The following is a 12,172-nucleotide window of genomic DNA, read 5'->3' on the forward strand; positions in this document are numbered from 1 at the left end:
CGGACTCCACATGAACTTCCACGAGTACCAGGCGAAGCAGCTGTTCGCCGACTACGGCATTGCCGTTCCCGCCGGGCGCGTCGCCCGCACCCCCGAGGAGGCGGTCGATGCCGCCAAGGCCATCGGCGGCGACTTCTGGGTGGTCAAGGCCCAGATCCATGCCGGCGGCCGCGGCAAGGCCGGCGGCGTGAAGCTGGCCAAGACGCTCGATTCGGTGCGCGAGTACGCCCAGGGCATGCTCGGCCAGAAGATGGCCACCTACCAGACCGCCGGCGTCGAGCTGCCGATCGACTCGGTGCTGGTGACCCAGGCCACCGACATCGCCAAGGAACTCTATCTTTCGGTGCTGGTGGACCGTTCGACGCAGTCGATCACCTTCATCGCCTCCAGCGAAGGCGGCATGGACATCGAGCAGGTGGCCGCCGAGACCCCCGAGAAGATCCAGACGCTCAACGTCAACTACATCCAGGGCCTGCAGGCCTACCAGTGCCGCGACCTGGGCTTCGCCCTGGGCCTGACCGCGAAGCAGGTCAACCAGCTCACGAAGATCATGCTGGGCCTGTTCAAGCTGTTCAACGAGAAGGACCTGGCGCTGGTCGAGCTCAACCCGCTGGCCATCCTCACCGACGGCAACCTGGCGGTGCTCGACGGCAAGGTCGACTCCGACGACAACGCCGCCTTCCGCCACCCGGACCTGGTCGCCATGCGCGACATCCGCCAGGAGGACGAGACCGAGGTCAAGGCCAGCCAGCACGACCTGAACTACGTGACCATGGACGGCAACATCGGCTGCATGGTCAACGGCGCCGGCCTGGCGATGGCGACGATGGACGTGATCCAGCTGGAAGGCGGCTCGCCGGCCAACTTCCTCGACGTCGGCGGCGGCGCCACCAGGGAGCGCGTGACCGAGGCGTTCAAGCTGATCCTCTCGTCCGACGACGTGAAGGCGATCTTCGTCAACATCTTCGGCGGCATCGTCCGCTGCGACATGATCGCGGAAGGCATCATCGCCGCGGTGAAGGAAGTCGACGTCAAGGTCCCGGTGGTGGTGCGCCTCGAGGGCACGAACGTGGACGCGGGCAAGGAGCTGCTGAAGAACTCCGGCCTGGCGATCACTCCCGCCGACGACATCAACGACGGCGCCCGCAAGGCCGTCGCCGCGGCCAAGGCCGCCTGACCGACACCAAGGAATCGGAAACACATGAGCGTTCTCGTCAACAAAGACACCAAGGTGATCGTGCAGGGCTTCACCGGCCAGCAGGGCACCTTCCACGCCGAGCAGATGCTGGAATACGGCACGAAGGTCGTCGGCGGCGTGACCCCCGGCAAGGGCGGCACCGAGCACCTGGGCCTGCCGGTGTTCAACACCGTGGCCGATGCCGTCGCCGACACCGGCGCCAACGCGTCGGTGATCTACGTGCCGCCGCCGTTCGCGGCCGACGCGATCCTCGAAGCCGCCGACGCCGGCATCAAGGTCATCGTGTGCATCACCGAGGGCATCCCTGTGCTGGACATGCTGCGGGTCAAGAAGACCCTGGTCAGCACCTATCCGGACACCGTGCTGGTGGGCCCGAACTGCCCCGGCATCATCACCCCGGGCGAGTGCAAGATCGGCATCATGCCGGGCCACATCCACAAGCCGGGCAAGATCGCGATCGTGTCGCGCTCGGGCACCCTGACCTATGAAGCGGTCAAGCAGACCACCGACGCGGGCCTGGGCCAGTCGACGGTGATCGGCATCGGCGGCGACCCGATCAACGGCCTGAACTTCATCGACTGCCTGAAGCTGTTCCAGGACGATGCCCAGACCGAGGGCATCATCATGGTCGGCGAGATCGGTGGTTCGGCCGAGGAAGAGGCGGCCGAGTTCATCGCCCAGTACGTGACCAAGCCGGTGGTGGGCTTCATCGCCGGCGCGTCGGCCCCGAAGGGCAAGCGCATGGGCCACGCCGGCGCGATCGCGTCGGGCGGCTCGGGCACGGCCGAGGGCAAGTTCGCCGCGATGGAGAAGGCCGGCGTCACCACCGTGCGCTCCCCGGGCGACCTGGGTGCCGCGATCGCCAGGCGCCTGAACGGCTGAGCCGGGCCGGTCCCCGCGAGACCCACGCAAAAGGCCGCCGCGAGGCGGCCTTTGCATGCCCGCGCGGATTTGACATTGCGCCCGCGATGCGCAGAATGGATGCGCATCCAATGGAGGCATGCCATGCGCATCCGCGATGATTACGCCGGCTACGGCAAGCGCGCCACCAACGTCAGCATCAACCAGGGCCTGCTGGAAGACGCTCGGGCGCTGGACATCAACCTGTCGGCCACGCTCGAGCGAGCGCTGGAAGCCGAAATCCGCGCGCGCAGGCGCGAGAAGTGGCTGGAGGAAAACCGCGAGGCGATCGAGGCGTACAACCGGCGCATCGAGCGCGATGGCATGTTGAGCGACCACGTGCGTGCGTACCTGGCCGGGACCGGCGGATGAGCCAGTTCGTCGCCTACGCCAACGCCGACGCCGTGTCCAGGAAGCGGATTCCGTGCTTTCTGGATGTGCAGAGCGACCTGATCGAGACCCTGGGTTCGCGCGTGGTCGTGCCGCTGGTGGCGTTGGAGCGCCATGGCGGGGTGATCGAAGGCCTGATGCCGCGCCTGCTGGTGGACGAAACGCCGCTGGTGATGGATACGGCGCAGGTCATGGGCGTCCCGTTGCGCATGCTGGGCAGGCAGGTTGCCGACCTGTCCCATGAACGGCATGCCATTCTGGCGGCCATCGACATGCTGACGCATGGAATCTGACATGGCCGACCCACTCCGCATCGCGCTCGCCCAGTTCGACTTTCCGGTCGGCGACGTCGCCGGGAATGCCACGCGCATCGCCGCCATGATCGGCGAGGCCCGCGACGAGTACGGCGCCGACATCGTGGTGTTCCCCGAGCTCGCGGTCAGCGGCTACCCGCCGGAGGACCTGTTGATGCGGCCCCGGTTCCTGGCCGACTGCGAGCAGGCGCTGCGCACCATCGCCGAAGCGGCCACCGGCATCGTCGCCATCGTCGGCTGGCCCGAGTCCGCCGGCAGCGTGCTCTACAACTCCGCCAGCGTCCTGGGCGACGGCCGCATCGAGCGCACATGCCGCAAGCGCGAGCTGCCCAACTACAACGTCTTCGACGAGCGCCGCTATTTCCACGTCGATCCCGACGGCGGCAGCTGCGTGTTCGAGGTCAAGGACGTGCCGGTGGGGCTGCTGGTCTGCGAGGATCTGTGGTTCCCCAAGCCGATCGCCGACACCGTGGCGCAGGGCGCGCAGCTGGTACTGGTGCCGAACGCCTCGCCGTTCGAGCGCGGCAAGCATGCGCAGCGCGATGCGATGATCGCCGCGCACACGCGCGCCACCGGCGCGGCGCTGGCCTACCTCAACCTGGTCGGCGGTCAGGACGCGCTGGTGTTCGACGGGTCGTCGGTCGTGGCCGACGGCGACGGCACGGTGCATCCGGCCGCGGCCGCCTTCACCGACCAGTGGCTGGTGGTCGAGTACGAGCCGGAAAGCCGCGCGTTCACGCCGATGGTGTGGATGGACGACGGCGACGAGAGCATGGATGCGCTGGCCTGGCGCGCGGTGGTGCGCGGCATCCGCGACTACTTCGGCAAGAACGGGTTCCGCCGTGCCTGGCTGGGTCTGTCGGGCGGCATCGATTCGTCGATCGTGCTGGCGATGGCGGTCGAGGCGCTGGGCGCGGAGAACGTGACCGCGGTGCGCATGCCCTCGCGCTACACCGCCAGCCTCAGCAACGACCTGGCCGCCGAACAGTGCCGCGAGCTGGGGGTGGAGATGATGACGGTGCCGGTCGAGCCGGCGTTCGAGGGCCTGCTGGCGAGCCTGGGCGAGGCCTTCGCGGGCCGCGAGGCCGACGTCACCGAGGAGAACCTGCAGTCGCGCGCGCGCGGCATGATCCTGATGGCGCTGTCGAACAAGTTCGGCGGCCTGGTGCTGACCACCGGCAACAAGAGCGAGTACGCGGTCGGTTACGCCACGATCTACGGCGACATGGCGGGGGCCTACGCGCCGATCAAGGACCTGTACAAGACCGAGGTCTACGGCCTGGCGAAGTGGCGCAACACCGTGGGCGGGGCGCCGGTCATCCCGCCGGCGGTGATCGCGCGGCCGCCGACGGCGGAGCTGCGCGCCAACCAGCTCGACCAGGACTCGCTTCCGCCCTATGACGTGCTGGACGCGATCCTGCTGCGCTTCGTGGACCAGGAGCAGTCGCGCGACGAAGTCTGCGCGGCGGGCTTCGACGCCGCCGTGGTGGACAGGGTGGTGCAGCTGGTGCGCCGCAGCGAATGGAAGCGCCAGCAGGCGGCCCCCGGCCCCAAGGTCTCGCGGCGCGCCTTCGGCCGCGAGCGCCGCTACCCCATCACCAACGGCTATCCCCGGTGACCCCCGTGCCGGAGCGCCCTTCCGGCCGTGCCGCTAGTGGACCGCGGAGCGTTCTTTCGCGAAGGGGTTGAGCTTGCGGATGGTCCGGGGATACCTGGGCCATTCGCCGGCCAGATAGGGGTGGTCGGGCTCGTTGAGTTCGAGCACGCGACGGGCATCCGCGGCCAGGGTGTCGTTCCCGAGCCTGGTGTAGGCGGCGGCCAGCACGGCCACGGCGTCGTTCTGGTATTCGCTCTGCGGATAGGTCTCGATCAGGAAGCTGGCGCGCTCGGTGGCGCCCACCCAGGCCCCGCGGCGCAGGTAGTACAGCGCGGTTTCGAGCTCGTGGCGCGCGAAGACGTTGCGCAGCAGGGCCATCCGGTTGGCGGCGTCGGCGGCGTAGCGGCTGTTCGGGTAGCGCTCGGTGACCGTGCGCAGGTCGTTGTAGCCCTGGAGGGGCGTGGACAGGTCGCGCCGGCTGGTGTCCAGGTTCCAGGCGCGCTGCAGGAACACCGTGTCGCGGGTGGAGTTCACCAGGCCGCGCAGGTAGTACATGTAGGGCACGTGGCGGTGCGTGGGATAGGTGCGGAGGAAGCGGTCGATGGACGAGACCGCGTCGTCGTGGCGACCCATCTTGAACTGGGCGTATGCGGTCTCGATCAACGCCTGTTCGGTGTGGGGCCCGTACGGGTACTGCGCCACCAGCCGGCGGAAGGTGGTGGTGGCCACGTTCCAGTTGCCGCTGCGCATCTGGCGGTGGCCCTTGTCGTAGAGCGTCTCGACGGCCACGCCCTCGTTGGCGTCCTCGTCCTTGAACATGCCCTTCATCCGCGCGCAGCCGGAGGTGACGAGCGCCGCCAGCAGCGCAAGCAGCAGGGCGCGGCGGAACAGGGTGGTGCGTCGGGTCATGGGACGTCCGGGACGGAGGAGGCGTGGACCGGGGATAATAGCAGCCACGATCCGCACGCCAGCGGCCGCGACTGAATCCGGCCCGACCCCATGACCGACCACGACCCAGACCCCGACCACGACTCCGACGAAGCCCCCGCCGCCGCGGCCCCCCCCGCGCTCCGCCCGCGTGCCCGACGCCCTGTCCGGGCGGCGCTTCGACGCGGTGCTGGCCGAGCTGTTCCCCGAGTTCTCGCGTTCGCGCCTGGCGGCCTGGGTGAAATCGGGCGACGTGCTGCTCGACGGCGCCAGCGTGCGTCCGCGCGAACCCGTGCGCGGCGGGCAGGAGGTGCTGCTCACCGCGACCCTGGAGGCGCAGGTCAGCGCCGGGCCGGAGGACATCCCGCTGTCGGTGCTGTACGAGGACGCCGAGGTCCTGGTGATCGACAAGCCCGCCGGCCTGGTGGTGCACCCCGGTGCGGGCAACCACAGCGGCACCCTGGTCAATGCCCTGCTGTTCCGGGACCCGGCGCTGGCCATGGTGCCGCGGGCCGGCATCGTCCACCGCCTGGACAAGGACACCTCCGGCGTGATGGTGGTGGCCCGCACCCTGCAGGCCCAGGCCGCGCTGGTGGCCCAGCTGTCCGCGCGCGAGGTGCACCGGCAGTACCTGGCGGTGGTGGTCGGCGCCCTGGTGTCGGGCGGCACCGTGTCCGCACCGATCGACCGCCACCCGCGCGACCGCCTGCGCATGGCGGTGCGCGAGGACGGCCGCGAGGCCACCACGCATTACCGCCTGCACGAGCGCTTCCGCGCCCACACCGCGCTGGAGTGCAGGCTGGAAACCGGTCGCACGCACCAGATCCGCGTGCACATGGCGCACCTGAAGCATCCGATCGTGGGCGACCCGCTGTACGGCGGGCCGCTGAAGCTGCCGCGGGGCGCCTCCGAGGGGCTGGTGGAGGCGCTGCGCGGGTTCCGTCGCCAGGCCCTGCATGCGCAGGCGCTCGAGTTCGTGCATCCCGCCACCGGCGAGACGGTGCGCTGCGAGGCGCCGCTGCCCGAGGACATGCAGGCGCTGCTGCGCGAGCTGCGAGCGGATGCCGCCGCGCATGCGGTGACCGGCGCGGGGGTGCGGCGATGAGCGCGGGCGGCCTCGGACGCGGCCCCGGAGGGATCGGCCCGGCATCGCGGCGCACGGCCTGGCTCGAGGCCGACTGGCCCGCGCCGCCCGGCGTGAAGGCGCTGGTGACGCTGCGCCACGGCGCGGGCGCCTCGATGGTGCCCTTCGATCGCTTCAACCTGGGCAATGCGCGCGGCGAGGCCGGCGACGACCCCATCGTCGTGGCGGCCAACCGTGCGGAACTGGTCGATCGCGCCGAGCTGCCGTCGGCGCCGCACTGGCTGCGCCAGGTGCACGGCACCGGCGTGCTGCGCGTGGATGCGCCCCTTCCGCCGGGCAATGCGACCGCGGAGCGCACGCGCATGGCGGCGGAGCCGGAGGCCGATGCCGCGGTCACCGGGGTGCCCGGCGTCGTGCTGGCCGTGCTTGTCGCCGACTGCCTGCCCGTGGTGCTGGCCGCCCGCGACGGCAGCGAGGTCGCCGTCGCCCACGCCGGCTGGCGCGGGCTGGCGGCGGGCGTGCTGGAGCGCACGCTGGAGGCGCTGCGTGCCGCGCCCGCCGACGTCGTGGCCTGGCTTGGCCCCGCAGCGGGTCCCGCGGCCTACGAAGTCGGGGCCGAGGTGCGCGATGCCTTCGTCGCCGCCGATCCCGATGCGGACGCGGCCTTCCGGGGCACGCGTCCCGGACACTGGCACATGGACCTGTACGCGCTGGCCCGGCGCCGACTCGGCGCGGCGGGCATGGCCGCCGCCGACATCCATGGCGGCGGCGAGTGCACGATCTCCGACCGCCGCTTCTTCTCGCATCGCCGCGATGCCCGCACCGGGCGCATGGCGATCCTGGCCTGGCTGTAGGAGCCGCTACCCCGCCCCCTGCAGGAACAGCCGCGATCGCCCCTCCCTTCAGGAGCGGCTATAGCCGCTCCCACAGGGGGGCCGGGTCGCTGTAGCCGCTTCTGCAAAAGCGGCCGCTGGCCAGGGGAGATAATGGAGCCCCTCCCCCCCAAGGATGCAGACCATGACCGACACCGCCGCCACCCTCGCCAGCGTCCCGGGCGTCGCCGCGCGCGACGCCGCCACCCAGGGCTTCGTCTTCAACCACACCATGCTGCGGATCAAGGATCCGCGCGCCTCCCTCGACTTCTACACCCGCGTGCTGGGCTTCAGCCTGGTGCGCCGCAACGACTTCCCCGAGGCGGCGTTCTCGCTCTACTTCCTCGCCCTGGTCGATCCGGCGCGGATCCCGGACGACGAGGCGGAGCGCAAGGCCTGGGTCGCCCGCCTGCAGGGCGTGCTGGAGCTGACCCACAACCACGGCACGGAAGCGCAGGACGGCCCCGTGTACCACGACGGCAACAGCGAGCCGCGCGGCTTCGGCCACATCTGCGTCAGCGTGCCGGACGTGCGCGCGGCCTGTGCGCGCTTCGAGCAGCTGGGCGTGCCGTTCCAGAAGCGCCTGACCGACGGACGCATGAAGGAGATCGCCTTCATCAAGGACCCCGACGGCTACTGGGTGGAGATCATCCAGCCGACGCCGCTGGACTGACCGTGGCGGGAGTCGCCTGCAGGGTCCGGAGGAAGTCGCGCCGCCAGGCGTGGATGTCGTAGGCCTCGATGCGGTCCATCATCCCGCGCCAGCGCGCGTAGCGTTCGGCCAGCGGCATGGCGTGCGCCCGAGCGATGGCGTCGGCCACGCCGTCGAGGTCGTAGGGATTGACCTGCAGCGCGCCGTGCAGCTCCTGCGCGGCGCCGGCGAAGCGCGACAGCACCAGCACGCCCGGGTTCTCCGGGTCCTGCGCGGCAACGTACTCCTTCGCCACCAGGTTCATGCCGTCGCGCATGGGCGTGACCAGGGCGATGCGCGCGATCCGGTAGAAACCGGTGAGGACGTCGTGCGGAAAGTCGCGGTTGACGTAGCGCACCGGCGTCCAGTCAGGGACGGCATGGCCGCTGTTGATGTGGCCGCTGAGCGTCTCGAGTTCGCGGCGCAGCTTGCGGTATTCGGGCACGTCGCTGCGCGAGGGAGGCGCGATCTGCAGGAAGGTGATGCGGCCGCCCTGGTTGGGGTGGCGTTCGAGGTGCCGCTCGAACGCGCGGAAGCGTTCGGGCAGGCCCTTGGAGTAGTCCAGGCGGTCGACGCCGATGGCGAGCGCGCGGCCGCCCAGGCTTTCCTGCAGCCGACGCACCGGAAGCCGGTTCATGGCCTTGACCGCCTGGTCGGCGATGGTCGGCACGTCGATGCCGATCGGAAACGCGCCGCCGCGGAAGCGCCGGCCGTCGGCGGTTTCCATCAGGCCGTCGCCGATCACCCGCCCGCCCCCGAACAGGCGCACGTAGTCCTGGAAGCGCTCCAGGTCGCGCGGCGTCTGGAAGCCGACCAGGTCGTACGAGGACAGCGCCGCGAACAGTTCGCGGTGGTGCGGCAGCGCCGCCAGCAGGTCCGACGACGGCATCGGCACGTGCAGGAAGAAGCCGATGCGGTTGCCCACGCCGCGCTCGCGCAGGCGCTGGGCCAGCGGGATCAGGTGGTAGTCGTGGACCCACACCAGGTCGTCGGGACGCAGCTCCGACGCCAGGCGGTCGGCGAACAGCGCGTTGACGCGCAGGTAGCCGGCGTAGGTCTTGCGCGTGTAGTCCACCAGGTCCATGCGGAAATGCAGCAGCGGCCACAGCGTGCGGTTGGCGAAACCGTTGTAGTAGTCGTCGAAGTCCTGGCGCGACAGGTCCATCACCGCATAGCGGATGTCGCCGTCCACGTACTCGTGCATCGCGCCGGAGGCCTGGCGCACGCACGTCCCGCTCCAGCCGAACCAGAGCCCTCCGCGCTCGGCCAGGGCGGCGCGCAGCGCGATCGCCAACCCGCCGGCCCGGCTCTCGTCGGGCAGGGTCACCCGGTTGGAGACGACGACCAGCCGGCCCATCAGGTCGCCGCCGACCACGGCCGCGACAGGCGCATCGCCGCCATCACCACGCCCACGTGCGAATACGTCTGCGGGAAGTTGCCCCAGGCTTCGCCGTCGTCGAAGGCCATGTCCTCCGACAGCAGGCCCAGCGGATTGCGCCGCGCCAGCAGGCTCTCGAACTGCTGCCGCGCCTCGTCCACGCGGCCGATCGAGGCCAGCGCGTCGATGTACCAGAAGCTGCAGATCGTGAAGCTGGTCTCGGGATGCCCGAAGTCGTCCGGTGCGATGTAGCGGAACAGGGACGTCCCGCGCCGCAGCTGCGTTCCGATCGCTTCGACGGTGGCGACGAAGCGCGGGTCCTGGGCATCGATGAAGCCGAGGTCGGCGAGCAGCAGCAGGCTGGCGTCCAGGCGCCGGCCTTCGGTCGACTCGACGAAATGGCCGAGATCCGCGTCCCAGGCGCGCTCGAGGATGTCCGCGCGCATGGCGTCCGCGCGCTGCCGCCAGTGCACCGCGCGCGGCGCCAGGCCCAGGTGCGCGGCGATGCGCGCCAGGCGGTCGCAGGCGGCCCAGCACATCACGCTGGAATAGGTGTGCACTTCCTCGCGGCCGCGAAACTCCCAGATGCCGGCGTCGGGCTGGTCGTGCAGCACCCAGGCCCGTTCGCCCAGCGGCTCCAGCCGATGGAAGGCGTCGATGTCGCCGGGGCGCTCCAGACGCTGGTCGAAGAACAGCTGGGTGGCGGCCAGCACGACGCTGCCGTAGACGTCGTGCTGCTTCTGCACCCAGGCCAGGTTGCCGCGGCGCACCGGCCCCATGCCGCGGTAGCCGGCGAGTGCGGGCACCGCGTGTTCCTCCAGCCGCGAGGCGAAGTCGATGCCGTACAGCGGCTGCAGGCCGCCGTCCTCGCCGGTGGCGAGGTTGAGCACGTAGCGCAGGTAGCCCTCCATGGTGCGGGTCGCGCCCAGCCGGTTGAGTGCGCGCACCACGAAGGCGGAGTCGCGCAGCCAGCAGTAGCGGTAGTCCCAGTTGCGCTCGCTGTGCGGAGCCTCGGGAATGGAGGTGGTGATGGCGGCGACGATCGCCCCGGTTTCCTCGTACTGGCAGAGCTTGAGGGTGATGGCGCTGCGGATGACCGCGTCCTGCCATTCCAGCGGGACGGAGAGGTAGCGCACCCATTCCCGCCAGTATTCCAGGGTCAGGCGTTCGGCCTTCTGCACGAAGCCTTCCAGCGACTCGGTCAGGGTCTCGTCGGGGCCCAGCACCAGGTGTCGCGAGCCGTCGAGCTCGAACGGCAGCGACTCGCGCACCAGGCGCACGGGCACGTCGCTGGTCAGGCGCAGCGTGAAACCCGGCACCAGGTAGCGGATGTGGTTGCTGCCCCAGGTCCGGGCCGGCATCTCGGCGCCGTAGTCGCACAGCGGGCGCAGCACGATGCGGATGCGCGGGCGCCCGGCCAGTGGCCGCAGGCGGCGCACCAGCATCACCGGGCGGTAGAAGCGGCCGTGCTGGCGCCAGCGCGGCATGAAGTCGGTGACCTCGACCTCGCCGCCATGGCGGTCGCGCAGCACGGTCCGCAGCAGGGCGCTGTTCTTGACGTACTCCTGGCGGGCGGACTCGAAGTCCTCCAGTTCGATGGCCCACTCGCCGCCGTCGGCGTGGGGCGACAGCAGGCTGCAGAAGGTCGGGTCGCCGTCGAATGCGGGGACGCAGCACCAGCACACCCGTGCCCGCGCATCGATCAGGGCGGCGACGCTGCCGTTGCCGATCAGGCCCAGGTCCAGGCTGGCAGGCATCATCGGCCGACTCCGATCCAGGCATGCACCTGGCCGGTTCCCGCGAGCCCGAAGTGCGCGGCGCTGGTGCGCGGCGGCCCCACCAGCACGCTCACGCCGTCGCGGGCATTGACGGCGGCGAAACCGGCCTCGTCGGTGATGTCGTCGCCGGCGAACACCGGGCGCCGGCCGGCGAAGGGCGGTTCGTCCATGAAGGCCAGGATCGCGGCGCCCTTGTCGGCGCGCCGGCCCTGGTAGGCCGCGGGGCGCAGTTCGACCACGTCGTTTCCGGGCTGCAGCCGGTAGCCGGGCAGCCGCGGCAGCGCGGCGTGGGCGAAGGCCCGCAGCTCGTCGCTGGCGTTGGGCGCCGCGCGCCAGTGCAGGGCGATCGCCGAACCCTTGTCCTCGACCACCGCGCCGGGATGGCGGGCGGCGACGTTCATGGCCTCGGCCAGCACCAGGGACAGCGACCGCGGCGGCTGCGGCGCACGGTGGCCGAAGCGGCCATGCCTGCGCTCGAGCCCGTGCAGGCCGGAGGCCGGCAGGACCGGCATCGCCAGCAGGGTGTCCAGGGTCCGCAGCGATCGGCCGCTGATCAGGGCGAGCGCGCCGCCGAGGCGCTGGTGCAGGGCTTCGAGCGCGGGCCCCAGGGGCTCGGGAACGTCGACTGCGTCGGGGCGGAGCGCGAAGTCGAGCAGGGTCCCGTCGACGTCGAGGAACAGGGCGCAGCTGTCGTCGATGGGCGGCGGAGGCGGCAGCACTGGGGTCTCGGCCATGGTCCGAGTGTGGGCGAGACGGTGTGAGGATTTCGCTATCGGCGTGTCCCGACCGCGCCCGTGTCGCGTCCCTGGGTCGCTCCGCTGTGACTCCGCGCTGCCCGTCCCGCGCACAGGGGGTGTGCTCCCCGGCAGTCTCCGCGTCCTGCTGCCACTGCCGGCCGCCGGCCATCCATGGCCGGCTGTCCGCACACCCCCTGCACGCGGGACGGGCTCCAGCGCTCTCGGGCTTCGGAACGGAGATCAAGAGCAAGAGCAAGAGCGGTCACGCGCTCGCCGAGCGGCTCCTGCCATGGCGACCGAACCGCC

The 12,172-nt window shown here is 70.9% G+C and carries 12 protein-coding genes; 8 read left to right on the top strand and 4 right to left on the bottom strand.

The window, feature by feature from the left end:
- Positions 1 to 10: 10 nt before the first annotated feature.
- The 5 genes from sucC (at position 11) to FPZ22_RS09955 (ending at position 4,420) form a co-directional block, all read left to right on the top strand.
- On the top strand, positions 11 to 1,177 hold the full coding sequence (gene sucC, locus FPZ22_RS09935; RefSeq protein WP_144892598.1) for an ADP-forming succinate--CoA ligase subunit beta: 1,167 nt from the start codon (positions 11 to 13) through the stop codon (positions 1,175 to 1,177).
- Positions 1,178 to 1,201: 24 nt separating this feature from the next.
- Positions 1,202 to 2,080, top strand: coding sequence for a succinate--CoA ligase subunit alpha (gene sucD, locus FPZ22_RS09940; RefSeq protein WP_144892600.1), 879 nt, complete (start codon positions 1,202 to 1,204; stop codon positions 2,078 to 2,080).
- A gap of 123 nt (positions 2,081 to 2,203) precedes the next feature.
- Positions 2,204 to 2,470, top strand: coding sequence for a type II toxin-antitoxin system CcdA family antitoxin (locus FPZ22_RS09945; RefSeq protein WP_144892602.1), 267 nt, complete (start codon positions 2,204 to 2,206; stop codon positions 2,468 to 2,470).
- The gene (locus FPZ22_RS09950; RefSeq protein WP_144892603.1) at positions 2,467 to 2,781 is read left to right on the top strand and encodes a CcdB family protein; all 315 of its coding nucleotides are present in this window, start codon (positions 2,467 to 2,469) and stop codon (positions 2,779 to 2,781) included. Before FPZ22_RS09945 ends, FPZ22_RS09950 begins: the two co-directional genes overlap by 4 nt.
- Position 2,782: 1 nt before the next feature.
- Positions 2,783 to 4,420: an NAD+ synthase gene (locus tag FPZ22_RS09955; RefSeq protein WP_144892605.1), complete on the top strand. Its 1,638-nt coding sequence runs from the start codon at positions 2,783 to 2,785 to the stop codon at positions 4,418 to 4,420.
- Positions 4,421 to 4,453: 33 nt separating this feature from the next.
- Here FPZ22_RS09955 and FPZ22_RS09960 read toward each other — a convergent pair whose 3' ends face one another.
- Positions 4,454 to 5,308, bottom strand: a complete 855-nt coding sequence (locus FPZ22_RS09960; protein ID WP_144892607.1) for an outer membrane protein assembly factor BamD — start codon at positions 5,306 to 5,308, stop codon at positions 4,454 to 4,456.
- A 169-nt stretch (positions 5,309 to 5,477) separates the two neighbouring features.
- On the opposite strand from FPZ22_RS09960, the gene rluD reads away from it, so the two are divergent.
- From rluD to gloA, 3 genes are all read left to right on the top strand, one after another.
- Positions 5,478 to 6,431 (top strand): 23S rRNA pseudouridine(1911/1915/1917) synthase RluD, encoded by a 954-nt coding sequence (rluD, locus tag FPZ22_RS09965; protein WP_144892609.1) that lies wholly within the window; start codon positions 5,478 to 5,480, stop codon positions 6,429 to 6,431.
- Positions 6,428 to 7,264, top strand: coding sequence for a peptidoglycan editing factor PgeF (pgeF, locus tag FPZ22_RS09970; RefSeq protein ID WP_144892611.1), 837 nt, complete (start codon positions 6,428 to 6,430; stop codon positions 7,262 to 7,264). The genes rluD and pgeF overlap by 4 nt, the downstream gene beginning before the upstream one ends.
- A 163-nt stretch (positions 7,265 to 7,427) precedes the next feature.
- A complete protein-coding gene (gene gloA / locus FPZ22_RS09975) occupies positions 7,428 to 7,955 on the top strand; it encodes a lactoylglutathione lyase (RefSeq protein ID WP_144892613.1) in 528 nt (175 codons plus the stop codon).
- On the opposite strand, the gene otsA is transcribed toward gloA, so the two are convergent.
- From otsA to otsB, 3 genes are read right to left on the bottom strand one after another with little or no spacing between them, the layout of a single operon-like run.
- Complete coding sequence (otsA, locus tag FPZ22_RS09980; protein WP_144894112.1) at positions 7,930 to 9,330, bottom strand: alpha,alpha-trehalose-phosphate synthase (UDP-forming); 1,401 nt, start codon at positions 9,328 to 9,330, stop codon at positions 7,930 to 7,932. The genes gloA and otsA overlap by 26 nt on opposite strands.
- Entirely contained in the window at positions 9,330 to 11,111 is a 1,782-nt protein-coding gene (locus FPZ22_RS09985; protein ID WP_144892615.1) for a glycoside hydrolase family 15 protein, read from the bottom strand. The genes otsA and FPZ22_RS09985 overlap by 1 nt, the downstream gene beginning before the upstream one ends.
- Positions 11,108 to 11,863, bottom strand: coding sequence for a trehalose-phosphatase (otsB, locus tag FPZ22_RS09990; RefSeq protein WP_144892617.1), 756 nt, complete (start codon positions 11,861 to 11,863; stop codon positions 11,108 to 11,110). Before otsB ends, FPZ22_RS09985 begins: the two co-directional genes overlap by 4 nt.
- Positions 11,864 to 12,172 lie beyond the last annotated feature (309 nt).

It is taken from the genome of Luteimonas granuli (assembly GCF_007795095.1).
In the GTDB taxonomy this organism is placed as follows: domain Bacteria; phylum Pseudomonadota; class Gammaproteobacteria; order Xanthomonadales; family Xanthomonadaceae; genus Luteimonas; species Luteimonas granuli.